General features: G+C 67.4%; 17 protein-coding genes. 11 read left to right on the forward strand and 6 right to left on the reverse strand.

The genetic code is table 11. The features are described 5' to 3' along the window. Window positions 1–200: 200 nt before the first annotated feature. From polA to GH2_RS03305, 6 genes are all read left to right on the forward strand, one after another. Window positions 201–2,894, forward strand: coding sequence for a DNA polymerase I (gene polA / locus GH2_RS03280; RefSeq protein WP_239588734.1), 2,694 nt, complete (start codon window positions 201–203; stop codon window positions 2,892–2,894). Continuing rightward, window positions 2,894–3,481, forward strand: a complete 588-nt coding sequence (locus GH2_RS03285; protein ID WP_066163046.1) for an SPOR domain-containing protein — start codon at window positions 2,894–2,896, stop codon at window positions 3,479–3,481. Before polA ends, GH2_RS03285 begins: the two co-directional genes overlap by 1 nt. Beyond that, window positions 3,481–4,545 (forward strand): isocitrate/isopropylmalate dehydrogenase family protein, encoded by a 1,065-nt coding sequence (locus GH2_RS03290; RefSeq protein WP_066163048.1) that lies wholly within the window; start codon window positions 3,481–3,483, stop codon window positions 4,543–4,545. The genes GH2_RS03285 and GH2_RS03290 overlap by 1 nt, the downstream gene beginning before the upstream one ends. Before the next feature lie 115 nt (window positions 4,546–4,660). Next, on the forward strand, window positions 4,661–5,563 hold the full coding sequence (locus tag GH2_RS03295; RefSeq protein ID WP_066163328.1) for an ABC transporter substrate-binding protein: 903 nt from the start codon (window positions 4,661–4,663) through the stop codon (window positions 5,561–5,563). 4 nt (window positions 5,564–5,567) lie between these two features. Then, a complete protein-coding gene (locus tag GH2_RS03300; protein ID WP_066163050.1) occupies window positions 5,568–6,509 on the forward strand; it encodes an amino acid ABC transporter permease in 942 nt (313 codons plus the stop codon). A 35-nt stretch (window positions 6,510–6,544) separates the two neighbouring features. After that, the gene (locus GH2_RS03305; protein ID WP_066163326.1) at window positions 6,545–7,297 is read left to right on the forward strand and encodes an amino acid ABC transporter ATP-binding protein; all 753 of its coding nucleotides are present in this window, start codon (window positions 6,545–6,547) and stop codon (window positions 7,295–7,297) included. A gap of 15 nt (window positions 7,298–7,312) precedes the next feature. On the opposite strand, the gene GH2_RS03310 is transcribed toward GH2_RS03305, so the two are convergent. Genes GH2_RS03310 through GH2_RS03320 form a run of 3 tightly spaced genes read right to left on the reverse strand, consistent with a single transcriptional unit; the run spans window position 7,313 to window position 8,990 of the window. Further along, window positions 7,313–7,600 carry a DUF2277 domain-containing protein gene (locus GH2_RS03310; RefSeq protein WP_066163052.1) on the reverse strand — a complete coding sequence of 96 codons (288 nt, stop codon included), beginning with the start codon at window positions 7,598–7,600 and terminating at the stop codon, window positions 7,313–7,315. Window positions 7,601–7,609: 9 nt separating this feature from the next. Next, window positions 7,610–8,440, reverse strand: a complete 831-nt coding sequence (locus tag GH2_RS03315; protein ID WP_084247258.1) for a class I SAM-dependent methyltransferase — start codon at window positions 8,438–8,440, stop codon at window positions 7,610–7,612. A gap of 19 nt (window positions 8,441–8,459) precedes the next feature. Further along, on the reverse strand, window positions 8,460–8,990 hold the full coding sequence (locus tag GH2_RS03320; protein ID WP_066163056.1) for a 2'-5' RNA ligase family protein: 531 nt from the start codon (window positions 8,988–8,990) through the stop codon (window positions 8,460–8,462). 216 nt (window positions 8,991–9,206) lie between these two features. Here GH2_RS03320 and rpsA point away from each other — a divergent pair, with 216 nt between their 5' ends. The 3 genes from rpsA (at window position 9,207) to GH2_RS03335 (ending at window position 12,932) form a co-directional block, all read left to right on the forward strand. After that, complete coding sequence (rpsA, locus tag GH2_RS03325) at window positions 9,207–10,679, forward strand: 30S ribosomal protein S1 (protein WP_066163058.1); 1,473 nt, start codon at window positions 9,207–9,209, stop codon at window positions 10,677–10,679. Between the two features lie 305 nt (window positions 10,680–10,984). Beyond that, complete coding sequence (gene aztD, locus GH2_RS03330; RefSeq protein WP_066163060.1) at window positions 10,985–12,217, forward strand: zinc metallochaperone AztD; 1,233 nt, start codon at window positions 10,985–10,987, stop codon at window positions 12,215–12,217. A 46-nt stretch (window positions 12,218–12,263) separates the two neighbouring features. After that, a complete protein-coding gene (locus GH2_RS03335; protein ID WP_066163062.1) occupies window positions 12,264–12,932 on the forward strand; it encodes a DUF1361 domain-containing protein in 669 nt (222 codons plus the stop codon). A gap of 73 nt (window positions 12,933–13,005) precedes the next feature. Here GH2_RS03335 and GH2_RS03340 read toward each other — a convergent pair whose 3' ends face one another. The 3 genes from GH2_RS03340 to GH2_RS03350 all read right to left on the reverse strand — a co-directional run bounded on the left by GH2_RS03340 (window position 13,006) and on the right by GH2_RS03350 (window position 18,362). Then, the gene (locus tag GH2_RS03340) at window positions 13,006–16,398 is read right to left on the reverse strand and encodes a pyruvate carboxylase (RefSeq protein ID WP_066163063.1); all 3,393 of its coding nucleotides are present in this window, start codon (window positions 16,396–16,398) and stop codon (window positions 13,006–13,008) included. Between the two features lie 120 nt (window positions 16,399–16,518). Further along, on the reverse strand, window positions 16,519–17,469 hold the full coding sequence (locus GH2_RS03345) for a LysR substrate-binding domain-containing protein (protein WP_244885294.1): 951 nt from the start codon (window positions 17,467–17,469) through the stop codon (window positions 16,519–16,521). Beyond that, window positions 17,466–18,362 carry an alpha/beta hydrolase gene (locus tag GH2_RS03350; RefSeq protein ID WP_066163065.1) on the reverse strand — a complete coding sequence of 299 codons (897 nt, stop codon included), beginning with the start codon at window positions 18,360–18,362 and terminating at the stop codon, window positions 17,466–17,468. Before GH2_RS03350 ends, GH2_RS03345 begins: the two co-directional genes overlap by 4 nt. Before the next feature lie 189 nt (window positions 18,363–18,551). On the opposite strand from GH2_RS03350, the gene GH2_RS03355 reads away from it, so the two are divergent. Both GH2_RS03355 and GH2_RS21190 read left to right on the forward strand, forming a co-directional pair. Continuing rightward, window positions 18,552–20,027, forward strand: a complete 1,476-nt coding sequence (locus GH2_RS03355) for a 2-hydroxymuconic semialdehyde dehydrogenase (protein WP_066163067.1) — start codon at window positions 18,552–18,554, stop codon at window positions 20,025–20,027. An 863-nt stretch (window positions 20,028–20,890) separates the two neighbouring features. Further along, the gene (locus tag GH2_RS21190) at window positions 20,891–21,328 is read left to right on the forward strand and encodes a RidA family protein (protein WP_084247278.1); all 438 of its coding nucleotides are present in this window, start codon (window positions 20,891–20,893) and stop codon (window positions 21,326–21,328) included. The last annotated feature ends 20 nt before the right edge of the window (window positions 21,329–21,348 follow it).

Consider the following 21,348-nt stretch of genomic DNA (forward strand, 5'->3'; position numbering starts at 1 on the left):
CGATTTCGCCGGCCGCCTCGACTCACCGCAACCTGGTGCGGTCCGGTCCACCCAGCTCTCGTCACACCCGGTCGACGACGCTCTGGGCCACGGTGTCCGACCCACGCCCTAGAGTGGTCAGCGTGAGTGCAGCGCAGACAACTACTCAGTCCGGGGCCGGCAGCAAGACCGGAGGGAAGTCGGGCGGACGGCCCACATTGATGCTGCTCGACGGTCATTCGCTGGCCTACCGAGCGTTCTTCGCCCTGCCCGCGGAGAACTTCAAGACCAACACCGGGCAGAGCACCAACGCGGTGTACGGCTTCACGTCGATGCTGATCAATCTGTTGCGCGACGAGGAACCGACTCACATCGCGGCCGCGTTCGACGTCTCGCGGAAGACGTTCCGCTCGGAGATGTTCCCCGAGTACAAGGCGCAGCGCGATTCGTCTCCGGACGAGTTCCGCGGCCAGGTGGACCTCACCAAGGACGTCCTGGAGGCGATGGGCATCCAGGTGATGGCGGTGGAGGGGTTCGAAGCCGACGACATCATCGCGACGCTCGCCACCCAGGCCGATGCAGCGGGCTACCGGGTGCTCGTCGTCACCGGCGATCGGGACTCGCTGCAGTTGGTCAACGAGAACATCACCGTCCTCTACCCCAAGACGGGTGTCTCGGTCCTCACCCGGTTCACGCCCGACGCCGTCGAGGAGAAGTACGGGCTCACGCCGACGCAGTACCCCGACTTCGCGGCGCTCCGCGGCGACAAGAGTGACAACCTGCCGGGGATTCCCGGGGTCGGCGACAAGACGGCGACCAAATGGATCGTCCAGTACGGGTCGCTCCAGGCGCTCGTCGATCACGTCGACGAGGTCAAGGGCAAGGTGGGCGATTCGCTGCGCGCCAACCTCGCGTCGGTGCTGATGAACCGTGAGCTCACCGAGATGATCCGCACCATGGACCTGCCGGCAGGCCCAGACGACCTCGCGCTGCACGCCTGGGATCGGGAACGGATCCACAAACTGTTCGATGACCTCGAATTCAAGGTGCTCCGCGACCGGCTGTTCTCCACGCTGACGTCGGTGGAGCCCGAAGCGGACGCCGGGTTCGACATCGCCGCCACCCGACTGGGTGCGGGGGAGGTCGCGGCGTGGCTCGGCGCGCACACCTCGAACGGTCGCAGCGGCTTGGCCGTCAGCGGGCCGCACCGGGTGGTCGGCAGCGACGTCGACGCCCTCGCCATCGCCGGGACCGACGGTGAGGCGGCTTTCATCGATCCGGTGACGATGACACCCGACGACGACGCGGCGCTGGCCGACTGGCTGGCCGATGAGAGCACAGCGAAGGCCGTGCACGACGTGAAATGGGCGCTGCATGCGCTCCGGGGTCGCGGCTGGACCCTGTCGGGCGTCACGTCCGACACCGCGCTGGCGGCCTACCTGCTTCGCCCGGCGCAGCGATCGTTCAATCTCGACGACCTCGCCCTGCGTTACCTCAGTCGAGAGCTGAAAGCGGAGGACCCGGCGGGCGGCGACGGCCAACTGTCGCTGCTCGACGACGACGCCGACGCGCAGAAGGCCGCCGAGCAGCTGATGCTCTCGGCCGCAGCCGTCGCCGAACTCGCCGACACCCTCGACACCGAACTCGAGCGCATCGACTCGGCTCCGCTGCTGCGAGAGATGGAGCTGCCGCTCGCGTTCGTGCTCGCCGACCTGGAGGCGTCCGGCATCGCCGTCGACGTGGAACACCTCGACGACCTGGAGAACCAGTTCGCCCAGCGGGTGCGGGATGCGGCGGAGGCCGCCTACGAGGTCATCGGCGAGCAGGTGAACCTGGGATCGCCCAAGCAGCTGCAGGCCATCCTGTTCGACAAGCTCGACATGCCGAAGACCAAGAAGACCAAGACCGGCTACACCACCGACGCCGACGCACTCACGTCGCTGTATGAGAAGACCGAGCACCCCTTCCTCAAGCATCTGCTGGAACATCGCGACGCCACGCGCCTGCGCGTGACGGTCGAGGGACTGCAGAAGACGGTCGCCGACGACCAGCGCATCCACACCACCTTCAATCAGACCGTTGCGGCGACCGGACGACTGTCGTCCACGGAGCCGAATCTGCAGAACATCCCGGTCCGCACCGATGCCGGCCGCCAGATCCGCCACGCCTTCGTGGTAGCGCCGCAGCCGGTCGCCGACGGGCCGCGCGCCATCACGTTCGAGAGTCTGATGACCGTCGACTACTCGCAGATCGAGATGCGGATCATGGCGCACCTCTCGGAGGACGCGGGACTCATCGAGGCCTTCAATGCGGGCGAGGACCTTCACAGCTTCGTCGGATCCCGCGCCTTCGGCGTGCCGATCGATCAGGTGGACGCGCAGATGCGTTCCCGGGTGAAGGCGATGTCGTACGGTCTCGCGTACGGGTTGTCGGCCTACGGTCTGGCCGCACAACTCGGTATCGGCCGCGAAGAGGCCAAACAGCAGATGGAACAGTACTTCGATCGCTTCGGCGGCGTCCGCGACTATCTGCACCACGTGGTGCAGGAGGCGCGGCGCAACGAGTACACCGCCACTCTGTTCGGTCGCCGTCGGTACCTGCCGGACTTGAACTCCGACAACTTCCAGCGTCGACAGTCCGCTGAGCGCATGGCGCTCAATGCACCCATTCAGGGCACTGCCGCGGACATCATCAAGGTCGCGATGATCAACGTGCAGAAGCGTCTCGCCGCCGAACAGTTGAGTTCGCGGATGCTGCTGCAGGTGCACGACGAACTGGTCCTGGAAGTCGCGGCCGATGAACGCGACGCGGTCGAGCGCCTGGTCCGTGAGGAGATGGGCGGCGCCATCGAACTGTCGGTTCCGCTGGAGGTCTCGGTCGGGTACGGCCGCAGTTGGGACGACGCGGCGCACTGATGACCATCGGCAACGGCGACGACGATCGTCGGCCCACTCTGCACGGCGAGCCGCTCCCGTTGCCGCAGTACACCGCCGCCGGTCGCCGACCGCAGCACCGGGACAACGGTTGGTTGGTGATCGCGGTCGCCGCTGCGGTCGTGCTGGTGATCGGTCTCGGCGGGCTCCTCGCGTGGATGGTGTTGCGCGACGACGGGACCGGCACAGCGCCCGTCGCGGCGTCGAGTTCCGAGCCTGCGGCACAGACTCCCGCACCGGTGACACCGACCACGCAGCCGTCGGCTCCGCAGCCGACCGCGGAAACGTCGGTGTCCGCATCGGCCGCATCGGAACCGCGCGGGATGGAACCGAGCGGGCAGTCGCCGACCGCGTCGACCGGGGCCTGGTACGCGCAGTTCGGCGCGTTCAACGAGTACGCCAATGCGGAGGCGGAGGCCGCACGACACTTCGATGCGATCGTTCTGCCCGGAGCGACGTTCGGCCTGTCGTCGCGGTACGTGGTGGTGCGTCCGGCGGAATCGGAGACGGAAGCACGCGAAGTGTGTTCGCATTTCGCTGAAGGAACGTGCTACGTGAGGAGTCGGTGATGAACGACGCGGTGACGATTGCTGTGCTCGACGGTGACGGCATCGGTCCCGAGGTGGTGCCGGTCGCGGTGGAGGTCGCGACGCGTGCGCTCGCGGCGCAGGGGCGGACGCTGATCCCGATCCGACTGCCGTACGGCGCCACCGCGATCGCGTCACACGGTCAAGCGGTGCCCGCCGAGACGCTCGAGGCGCTGGAGGAGATCGATCTCTGGGCGGTCGGCCCGCACGACAGCGCCTCGTATCCGCCGGAGCTTCGCAGTCCCGCGCCGGGCGCCGTGTTGCGCAAGCAGTTCGGGTTGTACGCGAACCTGCGGCCGGCCCGCGCGCACGGCGGGGTGCCCGCGGTCGCCGCCGACGTCGACGTGCTCGTCGTCCGCGAGAACAGCGAAGGGCTGTATGCGGACCGCAACATGACGATCGGCAGCGGCGAGTTCATGCCGACGCCCGACGTCGCCATGGCCGTCGGCGTCATCACGCGCGGGGCCTGCGAACGGATCGCGGTCGAGGCGTTCGACGCCGCCCGCCGCCGGCGCGGGCACGTCACGATCGTGCACAAAGCCAATGTGCTGCGGTTGACGACCGGCCTGTTTCGCGATGTCTGCTTCGACGTCGCGCAGCGGTATCCGGACGTGCGGGTCGACGAGCAGCACGTGGACGCCATGGCTGCGCTGCTGGTGCGTCGGCCCGGGGACTTCGACGTCATCGTCACCGAGAACCTGTTCGGCGACATCCTGTCCGACCTCGCGGGCGAGCTGTCGGGGTCGCTGGGGCTGGCGCCGTCGATCAACACCTCGGCGACCCAGGGCATGGCACAGGCGGTGCACGGGGCGGCGCCCGACATCGCAGGCACCGGCACCGCGAATCCGGTGGCGATGATCGGCTCGGTCGCGATGCTCCTGCGCTGGCACGGGCTCCGGACGTCCGACGCGGCCGTCGAGGCGGCCGCCGACGCGATCGACGGCGCGCTGGCGCACGTCTTGGCCGACGGCCTCGCGACCGCAGATCTCGGTGGGACGGTGTCGACCGGCGAGTTCGGCGCGGCGGTCGCGGCGCATGTGGGCTGACGCCGCGTCCTGATCGTCGCAGATTTCGCCCCGTCGTCCGATCCGGCAGCGAAATCCGCCATACTCATAGGTCTGATCGAGTGCAGTCTGTGCTGAGTCCCACGGGGAGGTGTCGATGCGGATGCGGTCTTTGCGTGGCCGGGTGCTGGCAGTTGCCGCGGCGGCGGTGATGGCGAGTCCGCTGTTGGCGGGATGCGTCGTCGACGAGTCGGGGCTCGATACGAAACCGTTGACCGTCTCCGTTGCCGAGCAGCCGCAGATCGCGGCGCTGGTGCCCGCATCGATCCGCGCCGCCGGGGTGCTGCGAGTGGGCACCAACCCGCCGTATCAGCCGAATGAGTTCAAGGATCGCAACGGCGAGATCATCGGCTTCGACGTGGACTTGATGAACGCCGTCGTGCAGGTGCTGGGGCTCAAGGCCACGTACCAGGAGTCCGATTTCGCCAAGATCATTCCGGCGATGCAGGGCGGCAGCTACGACCTCGGGATGTCCTCATTCACCGACTCGGTGGAACGGCAGCAGCAGGTGGATTTCGTGGACTACTTCAGTGCGGGCATCCAGTGGGCGCAGCGGGTCGGGCGCGACGTGGACCCGGACAACGCCTGCGGGCTACGCGTCGGGGTGCAGCGGACCACCGTCGAAGACACCGACGAGGTACCGGCGAAGAGCGTGGCGTGCGTGAAGGCGGGCAGAGAGCCGATCCGGATCGTGAAGTTCGACTCGCAGGACCAGGCGGTCAACGCCGTGCTGCTGGGGCAGGTCGACGCATTCTCTGCCGATTCGCCGGTCACGGCCTACGCGGTGAAGAAGACCGAGGGCCAGATCGAGGAGGTGGGACCGCTGTACGACGCCGCGCCGTACGGATGGCCGGTGGTCAAGGGTTCGCCCCTCGGCCCCGCGCTGCGGGATGCGTTGCAGTACCTCATCGACAACGGCCAGTACAAGACGATCGCCACCCATTGGGGAGTGGAAGCAGGAATGATTCAGCGATCGGTGATCAACGGGGCGAAGGACTGATCCGATGACGGCAGAAGACACACGCGACACCCAGGCAGCCAGTCCTGCGCCCATCAAGGCCGTACCGCTCAAGCATCCGGGACAGTGGGTCGCCGCGGTGGTCGTGCTGGTGCTCGCCGGACTGTTCGTCTACGGGGCGGCGACCAACTCGGCGTATCACTGGGACACCTTCGGCAAGTACCTGTTCGAGCAGCGGATCCTGTCGGGCGTCGCCTACACGCTCGCACTGACCGTCCTGTCGATGGCGATCGGCGTGGTGCTGGGCGTGCTGCTGGCAGTGATGCGGATGTCGTCGAACAAGGTGCTGAGTTGGACCGCATGGGTGTACCTGTGGATCTTCCGCGGCACCCCGGTCTTCGTGCAGTTGACGCTGTGGGGTCTGGTCGGGTCCATCTACAAGACCGTCAACATCGGTGTCCCGTTCGGTCCGACCGCGGTGCAGATCGACATTCAGGAATTGAGCCTGAAGTACGTCTTCTTCCTGGCCGTGATCGGCCTCGCGCTGAACGAGGCGGCGTACATGGCGGAGATCGTGCGCGCGGGAATCTCGTCGGTGGGCGAAGGACAGATGGAGGCGTCCATCGCGCTCGGCATGTCGTGGTGGCAGACCATGCGACGCACCGTGCTGCCGCAGGCGATGCGGGTGATCATCCCGCCGACCGGCAACGAGGTCATCAGCATGCTGAAGACCACGTCACTGGTGACGGCCGTGCCCTTCAGCTTGGAACTGTTCGGGCGTCAGGCAGACATCTCCGGCGTCAACTTCCAGCCGATCCCGATGCTGCTGGTCGCGTCGACCTGGTATCTGGTCGTGACGTCGATCCTGATGGTCGGGCAGTTCTACATCGAGAAACATTATGAGCGGGGGTCGTCCCGCGAGCTGTCCGAAGGCCAGCTGAAGGCGCTCGCCGCAGCGAACAAGACGATCGTTGAGGAGGGCAAGTGACCGACGTGAACTCGTCTTCCGCCGACAGTCGACCGATGGTCTCGGCGGACCGCGTGTGCAAGAACTTCGGCGCCCTGCAGGTGCTGACCGGCGTGACGCTCGACGTGCAGCGCGGTGAAGTCGCCTGCTTGATCGGCCCGTCGGGCTCCGGCAAGTCGACCTTCCTGCGCTGCGTGAACCATCTGGAGAAGGTCAACGCGGGTCGCCTCCTGGTGGACGGCGACCTCATCGGCTACCGCGAGCGCGACGGCAAGCTGCACGAGATGAGCCCGCGCGACGCCGCACGGCAGCGCCGTGACATCGGCATGGTGTTCCAGCACTTTAACCTGTTCCCGCACCGGACCGCGCTGGAGAACATCATCGAGGCGCCGGTCCTCGTCGGCGGGAAATCGAAGGAGCAGGCCACCGAACGCGCGCTCGACCTGCTGAGTCAGGTGGGGCTGCGTGCCAAGGCCGACGCCTATCCGGCGCAGTTGTCAGGCGGTCAGCAGCAGCGGGTCGCGATCGCCCGCGCTCTCTCGATGGACCCGAAGCTGATGCTTTTCGACGAGCCGACGTCGGCCCTCGACCCGGAACTCGTCGGCGACGTCCTCGCCGTGATGCGCACTCTCGCCTCGGAGGGCATGACGATGGTCGTGGTGACCCACGAGATGGGCTTCGCTCGAGAGGTCGCCGATCAACTGGTCTTCATGGACGGCGGCGTCGTGGTCGAGAAGGGCGATCCGCGCGAGGTGCTCAGCAATCCGCAGGAGTCGCGCACGCAGGAGTTCCTTTCAAAGCTGCTGTAGCTGCGTTGTGGCCGCTCACCCGGTGGCCGCAGCCGCCTCCCGCGCCGCGATCCGTGCCTGAACTTCGGGTCGCCGCAGTGGCGGCACCGTCTGCGGCGGCTGCCTGCGGGCGGGGAGTTCGCCGAGGAGTTCGTGCGTCGCGGCGGCCACGGCGGCGACGGCTCGGTCGATCGCCTCCTGGTTCGCGGCGCTGGGTTTCCGGATCCCGGACACCTTGCGGATGTACTGAAGCGCAGCGGCTTCGATCTCTTCGTCTGTGGCTGCCGGCTCGAGGCCGCGCAGTTCTGTGATGTTGCGGCACATACCGACAGATTACGCCGCAGGCGCAGGCTTGTGGCAGACGAAGATCGCGGTGCCGGGGAAGTAGGAGCCGCGCAGGGGAGACCACTGACCCCATTCGTCCTCGAGGTCGTCGGGCCACTCGGGTTCCACGATGTCGTCGAGGATCAGGCCTGCGCCGACGATCTCGCGAACTCGATCGCCGATGGTGCGGTGATGCTCCACGTAGGTGACGTTCCCGTCGGCGTCGGTCTCCGAGTACGGGGTCCGCGAGAAGTACGACATCTGCACGACGAGCCCGTCGGGGCCCGGGTCGTCGAGGAACATCCAGCGCATCGGATGGTTGGTCGCGAACACCCACCGACCGCCGGGGCGCAGCACGCGGTGCACCTCGCGCATCACCCGTGCGGAGTCGGACACGAACGGGACGGCGCCGAACGAGGAGCACGCGATGTCGAACGACGCGTCCGCGAACGGCAGGTGCTCGGCTCCCGCTTGCACGAGGGGGACCGGCTCGGCGTCCTGAGCCATCGCGGCGATGCCGTGGCGCAGCATCCCGTTCGAGACGTCGAGGCCGATCACGGCGGCGCCCTGCGCCTTCAACCACCGCGCGCACGGCGCGGAGCCGCACCCGACTTCGAGGACATCGCGTCCGGCGACGTCGCCGAGCAGCCGGGCGTCCGCCTCGCGGAATCGCTCCGGCCCCCAGACGAACTCACCGCCCGGCGTGGAACCGCCGATGAACACGCCGTGCTCGGCGTGGTAGTCGTCGGCTTCGTCGTCCCACCAGTGCCGGTTGGCTCGCTCGCTCGCCGCGGAGTCGATGGCTCCGAGGATCCGCGGCGGACGGGTGTTCGAACTCACGAGGGGTTCCTTTCTCAGGTCAGCGGTCGCGGCCTGCGACTACGACGTCGGTCTTGGTGTCGCCATCCCATCGGCGCAGGTCTGTGGCTCGGCCGACGAGGGTCTCCCACGTCAGCAGGTCCAGGGCGGCGGCGAGTTCGGTGGCCGTGAGGCGTCGACCCAGAGTGACGTGCGGTGTCCATTGTCCAGGGAGGCAGTGGGCGGCGCGATCAGTCACCTGATCGCCGACGAGGCGAATCAGTGCGGCGTGGGTCGAGAGCAGCTCGGACGACGGGACGACGGCGCGAGCGAGGGTGAACCGGCGTCCGGCGGGGAACACCACGGCGCCGGAGATGCGGAGTGAGAAGGGGAGCCGTCCGGCGGTCGCCGCGAGCGCCGCGTCGGCGGCGCTCGCGATGGCTGAGCCCGCCACTATCGTGCAGTGGGGGCGATTGGTGCCGGCGCGCACCCGACCCGCGCTCGGCAGTCCGGCGGACTCGAGCCGAGCCCACTGCTCCCGGACGGCTGATTCGGTGTCCGAATCGAGCAGGATCTCGATCGAATGCGCCACGGTCGGCTCCTTCGCTGTTCGGTCGACTCAACTCCCGTTTGTGCAGGTCGATCACGGGTAGTACCCTTGAACACGTGTGTGCGCGAGCTCGCACTCCGCATCGGTCGGGACCATCGCGTCTCGGCCGTGCAACCACCACAAGGAAAACGGGCTCAGCCTGCGAAGACTGTCCCGCTCACCGTACCTACTAGACACCTGTCCGGAGCAACTCAACATATGTCGTCCCCCACGATTTCCTCGCCGCAAGTAGCCGTTAACGACATCGGTTCGGCCGAGGACTTTCTCGCAGCCATCGACGCCACGATCAAGTACTTCAACGATGGTGACATCGTCGAGGGCACCATCGTCAAGGTCGATCGCGACGAGGTCCTGCTGGACATCGGCTACAAGACCGAGGGCGTCATCCCCTCGCGTGAGCTGTCGATCAAGCATGACGTCGACCCCAATGAAGTCGTCACCGTCGGCGACGAGGTCGAAGCGCTTGTCCTCACCAAGGAGGACAAGGAAGGCCGCCTGATCCTGTCGAAGAAGCGGGCTCAGTACGAGCGCGCCTGGGGCACGATCGAGGAGCTCAAGGAGAAGGACGAGGCCGTCAAGGGCACCGTCATCGAGGTCGTCAAGGGTGGTCTGATCCTCGACATCGGCCTCCGCGGCTTCCTTCCCGCCTCGCTGGTGGAGATGCGCCGCGTTCGCGACCTGCAGCCGTACATCGGCAAGGAGGTCGAGGCCAAGATCATCGAGCTCGACAAGAACCGCAACAACGTCGTTCTGTCGCGTCGCGCATGGCTCGAGCAGACCCAGTCCGAGGTCCGCAGCGAGTTCCTCAACCAGCTGCAGAAGGGCCAGGTCCGCAAGGGCGTCGTGTCCTCGATCGTCAACTTCGGCGCTTTCGTCGATCTCGGCGGCGTCGACGGCCTGGTGCACGTCTCCGAGCTGTCCTGGAAGCACATCGATCACCCGTCCGAGGTTGTCACCGTGGGCGACGAGGTCACCGTCGAGGTCCTCGACGTCGACATGGACCGCGAGCGCGTGTCGCTGTCGCTCAAGGCCACCCAGGAAGACCCGTGGCGTCAGTTCGCCCGCACCCACGCGATCGGCCAGATCGTGCCGGGCAAGGTCACCAAGCTGGTGCCGTTCGGTGCGTTCGTCCGCGTCGAAGAGGGCATCGAGGGTCTGGTCCACATCTCCGAGCTGGCCGAGCGCCACGTCGAGGTCCCGGACCAGGTCGTCTCCGTCGGCGACGACGCGATGGTCAAGGTCATCGACATCGACCTGGATCGTCGTCGCATCTCGCTGTCGCTGAAGCAGGCCAACGAGGACTACACCGAGGAGTTCGACCCCTCGAAGTACGGCATGGCCGACAGCTACGACGAGCAGGGGAACTACATCTTCCCCGAGGGCTTCGACGCCGAGACCAACGAGTGGCTCGAGGGCTTCGACAAGCAGCGTGAGGAGTGGGAGGCCCGCTACGCCGAGGCTGAGCGTCGCCACAAGCTGCACACCGCTCAGATCGAGAAGTTCGCTGCGGCTGCCGCCGAGGCGGAGAACGCTCCGAGCGACTACTCCTCGTCGTCCAGCGCTTCGTCGTCGCAGTCGAGCTCGACCAGCGGTCCGGCCCAGTCGGGCGGCTCGCTGGCCAGCGACGAGCAGCTTGCTGCTCTGCGCGAGAAGCTGTCGGGCAACGCCTGATCTGCTCGTAGCCGACTAAGCCAACGGCGCCCCGGAACTTCGGTTCCGGGGCGCCGTCGTCTTTGCCGGTCCGATAGGTTGCTGACCGTGGGAAACGAGGCAGTTGGTCCCGCTCGGCTTCTTCATCTGTGTGCTCGGCGGCCAGGGCTGCCGACGGCGTTCGTCGCGTCCGCTTGCCTCGCCGACATCCGCTGACTGGAACGACGCTCGCTCACTTCCGGAAGTGAGCGAGCGTCGTCAGGGTGAGCGAACGTCGACTCATGCACTGTTGGCAATGATTATCATTACCATGTTTACTGTTCCGTATGAAGAGAACACGATTCATGTCCCTGGCGTTCGCTCTGACGACGTCAAGCGTCCTCCTCGTCGGCTGCGCGAGCACCGCGTCGGACTCTGAAGACCCGACAGCAGTCAGCACGACCGCTGAGAATGCTTCTCGCACACCGCGACTGGCTATCAGCTACGACGGCGGCGTGCGCGTGCTCGACGCCGCCACCCTCGAGCAGGTCGCCGATCTTCCACTCGACGGCTTCCTGCGACTGAACGGCGCGGGCGACTCCCGCCACGTCTTCGTCACCACCGACAGTGGATTCCAGGTACTCGACGCTGGCACCTGGACGGAACGGCACGGTGACCACAGCCACTACAAGACCGCAGCCCCGAGCTTCACCGGCATGACCTTCGCCGGCAGCGAACCGGGCCACGTGGTTCCGCACCAGAGCCGGATCACCCTGTTCTTCGACGGCTCCGGCGAGGTCAAGGTCGTCGACCCGGCGGACCTGACCAAGTCGGCCGTTCCGTCGAACGACTACCGCGCACCGCATGCGCACCACGGCGTCGCGGTCTCTCGACCTGACGGCAGCCTGGTGATCACGCAGGGGGACGAGGACCGTCGCACCGGCGTGGCAGTGCTGACCCGAGACCGGCGGCCCATCGCCTCCGTCGACACCTGCCCCGGTGTCCACGGCGAAGCGGCAGCGGCCGACGGCGTGCTGACCTTCGGGTGTGAGGACGGCATCGTGATCGTCCACGGCAACGACATCCAGAAGGTGTCTGCCCCGGACGAGTACGGGCGCATCGGCAACGTGCGGGGTTCAGAGACGTCGCCGATCGTGTTGGGCGACTACAAGACCCAGGAGAATCTGCCCGAGGGGACGATCGAACGTCCTCGGCGGTTCTCACTCACTGACACGCGCACCGCCAGTCTGCGCATCGTCGATCTGCCCACCAGCTACAGTTTCCGGTCGCTCGCGCGGGGACCGCACAACGAGGCCGTGATCCTCGGGACCGACGGCTCCCTCTACGTTTTCGACGTCGAGTCCGGAAAGCAGATCGCTGCGCACCAGGTGATCGACGCGTGGTCGGAGCCGGTCGAGTGGCAGCAGCCGATGCCGTCCGTCACCGTGCTCGGCGACATCGCCTACGTCTCCGCTCCGGCGACGCGCACCGTCCACGCCGTCGACATCGCATCCGGTCGAGAGATCGCGAAGGCCGACATCGGCGTGCAGCCGGTGGAGACGGTGGCCGTCGCAGGCTGATGGCCGGTTGCCGTCCTCATCCGACGACGGCCGGTACGGTCGAGCCATGCGTCAGACTTCGGCGGGGGTGCCGATCATCGTTCGTCAGTCGATACTCGTGGCGGCACTCGCCGCGACGACGATTCTCACGGTGGTGATGGGGGTGACCGATCCGGCGGCGCCGCTGTCGTATCCGAGTCGGTTCCTCATCTGGAACCTCTTCCTCGCCTGGATCCCGCTGGTGTTCGCTGTCGGGTTCGTCGTCGTCGGAAACCGGCTGTGGTTGATTCCGCTCGGCTTCGGATGGCTGGCGTTCCTGCCCAACTCGCCGTATCTGGTGACGGACCTCATTCACCTTCGGGAGGGCTACGACCTGTGGCGGCATGTACTGCAGTACGGCTTCGCGGCGTGGACCGGCATCATGCTCGGCGTCATCTCCATGCGTCTGGTGCATCGCCGCGTCCAGGCCGAGTGGGGCGCGCTGGCCGGCTGGACGACGATGGCGGCGTCGATCGGCCTCTGCGCGATCGGCGTCGTCATCGGCCGATTCCAGCGATGGAACTCGTGGGACCTGGTGACGAGGCCCGACGCCGTCGTCGCTCGGACCTTCGACTGGGTCAGTTCCCCGTTCTCCCAGGTGCAGTCGACCGGCGTCGCGTTGGCGGTCGCCGCATTCCTCGCGCTCGCGTACACGACGATGTGGGCATACGAGGCGATCGGCGACACCCGCGAATGACTTGTGCCGTGTCCCGAGACCCGAATCGGGTCACGGGACACGGCACAAGCGTGTTCGGGTCTGCGCAGTTCGTCTACTGCACGTCGATCGTGATCAGCAGATCGCCGTTCTCCACCTGGGCGACCTCGGGGATCGCGATGCGGGAGACGGTGCCGCCGACCTGAGTGGTGATCGCGGCCTCCATCTTCATCGCCTCGATGTGGGCGATCGTCGCGCCGGCCTCGACGGTATCGCCGACGGCGACCTCGAGGGTCACGACTCCCGCGAACGGCGCAGGCACGTGGCCTGCGTTGTTCGGGTCGGCCTTCTCGGCGCGCGGGCGGGCGTCTTCGATGGACCGATCGCGGACCCGGACCGGGCGCAACTGACCGTTGATCCAGAACATCACGGTGCGCATGCCGCGCTCATCCGCGTCGGAGATCGACTCCAAGCCGAGCAACAGGGTGACGCCGGGCGCCAGCCGCACGTGGTGCTCGGTGCCGGACGTCAGACCGTAGAGGAACTCGCGAGTGCCGAGGACCGACGTGTCGCCGTAGTTCTCCGCGTGCTCGGTGAACGACTTGGCTGGGCCGGGGAACAGCAACCGCGACAGTGCCTTTCGTCGCGTCGCCGAGTCCGCGGCCAGTTCGGTCCGATCGTCGTCGGTGAGTTCGGCGAGTGGCGGAACGACGGCGGGCGTGCCGTTCAGCGCCCGCGTGCGGAGCGGCTCGGGCCAGCCGCCGACAGGCGTGCCGAGCTCGCCGCGGAAGAAGCCGGTCACCGAATCGGGCAGATCCACCACACTCGGATCCGCGGCGAACTGCTCGGCCGAGATGCCGGCGCCGACCAGTGCGAGTGCGAGATCGCCGACGACCTTCGACGACGGCGTCACCTTGATCAGGCGGCCGAACGCTGCGTCGACGCCGGCGTATGCGTTCTCGATGTCCTCGAACCGATCGGCCAATCCGAGCGCTGTCGCCTGGGCGCGCAGGTTCGAGAGCTGCCCGCCCGGAATCTCGTGCGTGTACACGCGGCCGGTCGGCGCGGGGATGCCCGCCTCGAAGGGACGGTACATCGCCCGCATCGACTCCCAGTACGGCTCCAGGTCGCAGACGGCGTCCAGATCGATGCCGGTGTCCCGGTCGGTATTGGCGGTCGCGGCGACCACCGCGGCCATGGAGGGTTGGCTGGTGCCGCCCGACATCGGACCGGCCGCCACGTCGACGGCGTCCGCGCCCGCACCCCATGCGGCGAGGTACGTCGCGAGCTGGCCGCCCGCGGTGTCGTGCGTGTGGACGTGGACAGGCAGATCGAAGCGGGACCGCAGCGCGGAGACGAGCGTGGCGGCGGCCGGTGCACGCATCAGGCCCGCCATGTCCTTGATAGCGAGGATGTGCGCACCGGCGTCGACGATCTTCTCCGCCAGCTGCAGGTAGTAGTCGAGGGTGTAGAGGTCCTCGGCGGGGTTCGTGAGGTCGCCGGTGTAACACAGCGAGACCTCGGCGACGGCGGTGCCGGTGGCGCGCACGGCGTCGATCGCGGGCTTCATCTGATCGACGTCGTTGAGGGCGTCGAAGATGCGGAAGATGTCGATGCCGGTCTCAGCGGCCTCGGCGACGAACGCGTCGGTCACCTCGGTCGGGTACGGCGTGTAGCCGACCGTGTTCCGCCCGCGCAGCAGCATCTGGAGACAGATGTTCGGCACCGCCCTGCGCAGCCGCGCCAGGCGTTCCCACGGATCCTCGTGCAGGAAGCGGAGCGCGACGTCGTAGGTGGCGCCGCCCCACGCCTCGATCGAGAACAGTTCGGGGAGGGTGGTCGCGACATGGCCGGCGACCGCAGTCAGGTCCTTGGTGCGCACACGCGTCGCCAACAGTGACTGGTGGGCGTCGCGGAACGTGGTGTCGGTGACCGCGAGGGCGGTCTGAGCACGCAGGTCGGAGGCGAACTTCTCCGGGCCGAGGTGGAGCAGTCGCTGACGAGAGCCGTCCGTGATGCCGCGCTCGGGATCCATGAACGGCAGCTTCTGAGACGGGTCCACGCCGCCAGGAGCCTTGCCGTGCGGACGATTCACCGTGACGTCGGCGAGGTAGTTGAGCATGCGTGTGCCGCGGTCGGCGGGCGCGTGCCCGTGCATCAGCTCGGGATGCTCGCCGATGAAGCCGGTGTCGACGGCGCCCGCGCGGAACGACGGCTCGTCGAGCACGGCGCGCAGGAACGGGATGTTGGTGGTGACGCCGCGAATGCGGAACTCGACGAGGGCGCGGCCGGCGCGCGCCAGCGCCATCTCGCGAGTGGAGCCGCGGCAGGTGAGCTTGACGAGCATCGAATCGAAGTACGCGCCGACCTCGGCGCCCACGGTGGTGCCGCCGTCGAGGCGGATGCCTGCACCGCCCGGCGAGCGGTACGCGGTGATGCGTCCGGTGTCGGGTCGGAATTCGTTGGCCGGATCCTCGGTGGTGATCCGGCACTGGACGGCCGCGCCGTGCAGTGTGATCCGGTCCTGGGTCAGGCCGAGATCCGTCAGTCGTGAGCCGGCCGCCACCAGGAGTTGGGTCTGCACCAGGTCGACGTCGGTGACCTCCTCGGTGACCGTGTGCTCCACCTGAATGCGTGGGTTCATCTCGATGAAAACGTAATCGCCGTCGCCGTCGAGCAGGTACTCGACCGTGCCCGCACACGAGTAGCCGATGTGCTTGGCGTACGCGACCGCATCGGCGCACATGCGCTCGCGGATCTCGTCAGGCAGGTCCGGAGCCGGGGCCTGCTCGATGACCTTCTGGTGACGACGCTGCACCGAACAGTCGCGCTCGTAGAGGTGGACCACGTCGCCGGCGGTGTCGCCGAAGACCTGCACCTCGATGTGGCGCGGAGCGATCACCGCCTGTTCGATGTAGACCGAGCCGTCGCCGAACGCCGACTCGGCTTCCCGGGAAGCCTCTTCGAGGGCGGCGGGCAGCAACGCTGGGTCGTCGACGCGTCGCATGCCGCGTCCGCCGCCGCCGGAGACGGCCTTGACGAAGACCGGGAACTTCATCGCCTGACCGGCCTCGACCAGCGCTGGCGGGTCGGTGGACGGCTCGGTGGACGCCAGCACCGGGAGGCCTGCGGCCTTCGCTTCGGCGATGGCTCGGGACTTGTTGCCCGTCAGCTGGAGGACCTCGGCGGCGGGGCCGACGAAGGTGATTCCGTTGCTCTCGCAGGCGCGCGCGAGCTCCGGGTTCTCCGAGAGGAAGCCGTACCCGGGGTAGACGGCGTCAGCGCCGGACTCCTTCGCGACGCGGATGATCTCGTCGACGTCCAGGTATGCCCGCACCGGGTGACCGGGTTCGCCGATCTGGTACGCCTCGTCGGCCTTGAACCGGTGCGGAGAGTTGCGGTCCTCGTGCGGGTACACGGCAACGGTGGCGATATCCAGTTCGACGGCAGCGCGGAGAGCTCGGATGGCGATCTCGCCGCGGTTGGCGACCAGGATCTTGCGGAACATGCGGAGCGACCTCGATTTCGTGGGTTGTACGGCTGGGGTTCTGACCGATGGGTTGTGGTCAGTTCCCCGAATGAGATTGTGCAGTGTGCGGGGTGGTGCCGGGGCCGAGTCTATGAGATCTCACCTCAGCTCCTCGTCGGCAACCCGCCGGAGGGATGCTGTCAGTGCCCTCGCGGAGGGGCTGAACGGCCGGTCGGCGGCGACGGTCAGGCCCACGCTGTGGTTGATCGCCGACAGGTCGACCGCCAGGGGCGTCAGATGCGCGTCGCTGCGACCGATCAGGCTCGGCAGGACGGCGAGCATCTGAGTCTCGCGCAAGAGCTCCCGCACGGTCAGGTAGCTCGTCGCCTCGACGCGTTGGGCGGGGAGCGGGATGCCGCAGCGGGTGAAGATCTTCTCCAACTCACCGCGCAGCGACGTCTCGACACCGGGGAGGATCCACTGGTGGTCGCCGACATCTGCGAGCTCGAGGTGCGGGGTGGTCGCGAGCGGATGCCCCGCCCCCGCGAACACCTCGACGGACTCCTCGTACAGGGGGATACGGGTGATGGCTGGGGTGCTCGGAGCGGTGAGTCGGCCGACGATCATGTCCACTCGCCCGGCTTCCAACTCAGTGAGCAGCGTCGACGGTGCACCCTCGCGAACGATCACGGTCAGCAGCGGATGGTCGGACTTGATTCGAGCGATCGCCTGCGGCAGGAGCACATTCGATCCGGCCAGGTGCGTGCCCACGACCACGGTGCCGCGGTCGGCGTTGGTCAGCTCCACGACGTGTCGGCCGGCTTGATTGAGCTGCGCCAGCACCGCGCGCGCGTGTTCGGTGAATGCCTCGCCGAAGATGGTGGGGACGATCCCGCGCGGTCCGCGCGTGTAGAGCTCCACCCCGAGGACGTTCTCGATGTCGCGGAGGCTGCGGGTGGCGACCGGCTGCGTCACATGGAGTTCCGCCGCTGCTCCGATGACGCTTCCCTGCCGGGACAACGCATCGATCAGCACCAGATGACGTATCTTCAGGCGACCGTCGAGCAGTTTGGGCAGGTGCGGTTCCGGCGCCGGCTCGGGGATGGTCACGAGTGCGCTCCCGTCACCGGGACAGTCTGCGTCGGCACGGCGTCGTCGGTCCGTGCGGTGCTGTCGATCAAGCTGAACAGTGCGCGCGAGAGCTCGCTGGTGGGCTCGGCCAGGTCGAGGAAGACATCGAAGTGATTGCGTCCGGGAACGGTGAGCAGACGGCTGTCGGCGGCGTCGGACCAGCGCTGGTGCAGGTCGGTGCTCTGCTGGACGAACCCCGACGCCTCTCGCTCGGCCAACGCGATCACCGTCGGTGTTGACGGCGCGGTACCCAAGGCGGGGCTCACGGCACGCGCGGACTCGTTGGTGAGGTAGAGCCATTCGTTCGCGGGAGCGTGGACGAGCGGGCGGAGGTCGTACAGGCCGCTCAGCAGCAGGCCGCCCCGCACCGCGGACTGGGGGATTCCCGCGCTCTCCTGCCAACCCGGGACCATCGTCGTCGCTGCGAGATGGGCGCCCGCGGAACTTCCGCCGACGATGATGCGATCGGTATCGAGGCGGTGTTCTCCACCGTTCCGATAGATCCAGGTCAGTGCACTGCGGACCTGCCGAACGATCTCGGGCAGGGCAGTGGCGGGCGCCAGCCCGTAATCGATCGCGACGGTCGCGACGCCCCTGGCCGCGAGGACGTCGGCCATGAACGCGGTGTCCTGGCGCGACAGCATTCGCCAGTACCCGCCGTGCACCACGAAGAACACCGGGCGTGCGTCGTCGCCGAGGCCCCAGATGTCCAGGCGTTGGGCGCTGGGACGGTCGTAGACGATGCCTTCGACGCCGGCCAGATGCGCTACCGCCGTGTCCGAACGCCGCCGATACTCGGCCATGACGTCATCGAAAGTGGTGCCGGACACGGTGGCGCGGGTGTCGTACGCCTCGGCGATCTCAGGTCTCACCTCGAGCTCCTTTCGTAGACCAGAAACTTGGTACAGCAGGATTTTCGTAGAGCAGGACGGGATTGGACTCTGCCACGGACGCGGTGCCACCGACAGGGTTGCAGTGCGAAAATGACTATGCCTATTTGAGCATGAGTGATGCCCGAGAAGGTATTTGCAGGGTATTGCAAGACGGATCACAGTTGAAGCATGACCGCACAGCCATCACAGTGGATTCGCAATTTCGTCGACGGCGCCTTCGTCGAGCCGGATCCGGCGCACGCCTTCGATGCGGTGGATCCCGCCACCGGAGTCGCATACGCCCGGGTGCACGAGGCCGATGAGCAGATCGTCGACCGAGCCGTCCGCGCGGCGCGACGGTCGCTCGCGGACGGCTGGGCGAACCGCTCGGTCGGCGACCGTGCCGCGATCCTGCGGCGCGCCGCTGACCTCATCGAAGAGCGCTTCGACGACTTCGTCGCCGCCGAGCTCGCGGACACCGGCAAGCCGGTGACACAGGCCCGCTCCCTCGATGTGGCACGTGCCCCCATGAACTTCCGCGCCTATGCGGACATGGTCTCGGCGACGGGGCAGGAGTCGTACGTGACCGAACTCGCGGACGGTCGCCGCGCGCTCAACTACGCGGTCCGCAAGCCCCTCGGCGTGGTGGCGATCATCGTGCCGTGGAACCTGCCGCTGTTGTTGCTCACCTGGAAGGTCGCGCCGGCGCTGGCCTGCGGCAATGCGGTGGTCGTCAAGCCGAGTGAGGACACCCCGGGCACCGCGTCGTTGCTCGCCGAGGTGCTGGCCGAGGCCGGGCTGCCGCGCGGGGTGTACAACGTGGTCCACGGATTCGGCGCGGACTCGGCGGGCGCCTATCTCACTGAGCATCCCCAGATCGACGGTGTGACCTTCACCGGGTCGTCGGCGACCGGGACTCACGTCATGAAGACGGTCGCGCCACGGGTCCGACCGGTGTCGTTGGAGCTCGGCGGCAAGAACGCCGCGATCGTGTTCGACGACGTGGACGTCGACGAGGCGGTCGACGGGCTCAGCCGCTCGATCTTCACCAACACCGGTCAGGTCTGTCTCTGTACCGAACGCGTGTACGTTCAGCGCTCGATCTTCGACGCCGTCGTCGCGGGTCTCGCCGCGAAGGCGGCATCGCTGCGGCTCGGCGTGCCGATGGACGGCGCGACGACGACGGGCCCGCTCATCTCTCAGAAGCATCGAGATAAGGTGCTCGGCTACTTGGACCTCGCCGTCGCCGAAGGCGCGACCGTGGTCTGTGGGGGAGGCGTCCCCGAGATGTCCGACGAACTCGACGGCGGGTCGTGGATCGAGCCGACGCTGTGGACGGGTCTGGACAACTCGCATCGGGTGATGCGCGAGGAGATCTTCGGTCCGGTCGCGGGCCTGGTCCCGTTCGACACCGAAGACGAGGCGATCGCCCTCGCCAACGACACCGAGTACGGTCTCGCATCCGTCGTGTGGACCAGCGACTTGCGTCGCGGTCACCGGGTCGCAGCACAGATGAACGTGGGCCTCTCGTGGGTCAACACCTGGTATCTGCGCGATTTGCGGGCGCCGTTCGGCGGTGTCGGCTTGTCTGGCATCGGACGCGAGGGCGGCGAGTCGTCACTGCACTTCTACACCGAGCCGACCAATGTCTGCATCCAACTGTGACCTCGACCGTCACTGAACCGAAAGGTCCGATCATGACCCCGACCACCGACCCGGACGTCGCCGCGCTGGCCGCACGACTCGACGACGCACAGCTCCGCCGCGTCGAGACACCCAGCATCGAGAACGAGGGCGGCACCGTCGGATTCGACGTCGAGCTCGCCTACCGGGTGCAGGACGCGCTGATCGAGCGGCGGCTCGCGCGCGGCGAGACCGTCGTCGGTGTGAAGCTCGGTTTCACCAGTCGGGCGAAGATGGCGCAGATGGGCGTCTCCGACGTGATCGTCGGCCGCCTCACCGATGCGATGACCGTCGCGAACGGCGGCACCGTGGATCTCTCGCGCTTCATTCATCCGAAGGTGGAGCCCGAGGTGGCGTACCTGCTCGGCCGGGACGTCGATCTCGACGATCCCGACGAGGACATCGTCGCGGCGATCTCGTCGATCGCACCCGCGATCGAGATCATCGACTCCCGCTACCTGGACTTCAAGTTCACCTACGCCGACGTCGTCGCCGACAACACCTCGGCGTCCGGCTATGCGATCGGGGAGTGGATCCCGATGCGCGAAGCCGCCGATCAAGCGGTGACCCTCCGCGTCGGCGACGACGACGTGACCGGCACGACCGCCGCGATTCTCGGCAACCCGATCGAGGCCCTGCACGCGTTGCTGGACATGTGCCGACGCACCCGGATCCCGCTCCGGGCCGGGTACGTGATCCTCGCGGGCGCGGCGACCGCCGCGCTGCCGCTGACCGAGAACCAGATCGTCTGCGACGTCGACGGCCTGGGGACCGTCACCTTCGCCGGGACCACGTACCCCGACGGAGAAACGACCGGCGCGCGACGCGCGAGCACAGGAGAAGGCATGACTGCACACCAAACGCACACTGCGAGCGCGGCGGTCGTCGCGGGCAAGGCGAAGCCGCGTGGACGATTCCCGCACGTCAAGGTCGTCGGCGACCTGATCTTCGTCTCCGGAACCAGCTCGCGCCGCCCCGACAACACGTTCGTCGGCGTCGAGGTCGACGAGCTGGGCACCACGAACCTGGACATCGAGGCCCAGACCCGCGCCGTCATCGAGAACATCCGCGACATCCTCGCCGAGGTCGGCGCCGATCTGTCTGACGTCTGCCAGGTGACGTCGTACCTGGTGTCGATGAACGACTTCGGACGCTACAACCAGGTGTACGGCGAGTACTTCGACGAAGACGGGCCGACACGGACCACCGTCGCCGTCCACCAACTGCCGCACCCACATCTGCTCATCGAGATCCAGGCGATCGCGCATCGTCGCCGCGATTGAGCCGTCGAGCGAAACTTCCA

This window comes from Gordonia hydrophobica NBRC 16057, assembly GCF_001592365.1.
Classification (GTDB): domain Bacteria; phylum Actinomycetota; class Actinomycetes; order Mycobacteriales; family Mycobacteriaceae; genus Gordonia; species Gordonia hydrophobica.

Bases quoted from the DNA above. Each gene is read 5' to 3' on its own strand.
- polA (WP_239588734.1), top strand. From the start codon at position 201: ATGCTGCTCGACGGTCATTCGCTGGCCTACCGAGCGTTCTTCGCCCTG.
- GH2_RS03285 (WP_066163046.1), top strand. From the start codon at position 2,894: ATGACCATCGGCAACGGCGACGACGATCGTCGGCCCACTCTGCACGGC.
- GH2_RS03290 (WP_066163048.1), top strand. From the start codon at position 3,481: ATGAACGACGCGGTGACGATTGCTGTGCTCGACGGTGACGGCATCGGT.
- GH2_RS03295 (WP_066163328.1), top strand. From the start codon at position 4,661: ATGCGGATGCGGTCTTTGCGTGGCCGGGTGCTGGCAGTTGCCGCGGCG.
- GH2_RS03300 (WP_066163050.1), top strand. From the start codon at position 5,568: ATGACGGCAGAAGACACACGCGACACCCAGGCAGCCAGTCCTGCGCCC.
- GH2_RS03305 (WP_066163326.1), top strand. From the start codon at position 6,545: ATGGTCTCGGCGGACCGCGTGTGCAAGAACTTCGGCGCCCTGCAGGTG.
- GH2_RS03310 (WP_066163052.1), bottom strand. From the start codon at position 7,600: ATGTGCCGCAACATCACAGAACTGCGCGGCCTCGAGCCGGCAGCCACA.
- rpsA (WP_066163058.1), top strand. From the start codon at position 9,207: ATGTCGTCCCCCACGATTTCCTCGCCGCAAGTAGCCGTTAACGACATC.
- aztD (WP_066163060.1), top strand. From the start codon at position 10,985: ATGAAGAGAACACGATTCATGTCCCTGGCGTTCGCTCTGACGACGTCA.
- GH2_RS03335 (WP_066163062.1), top strand. From the start codon at position 12,264: ATGCGTCAGACTTCGGCGGGGGTGCCGATCATCGTTCGTCAGTCGATA.
- GH2_RS03340 (WP_066163063.1), bottom strand. From the start codon at position 16,398: ATGTTCCGCAAGATCCTGGTCGCCAACCGCGGCGAGATCGCCATCCGA.
- GH2_RS03355 (WP_066163067.1), top strand. From the start codon at position 18,552: ATGACCGCACAGCCATCACAGTGGATTCGCAATTTCGTCGACGGCGCC.
- GH2_RS21190 (WP_084247278.1), top strand. From the start codon at position 20,891: ATGACTGCACACCAAACGCACACTGCGAGCGCGGCGGTCGTCGCGGGC.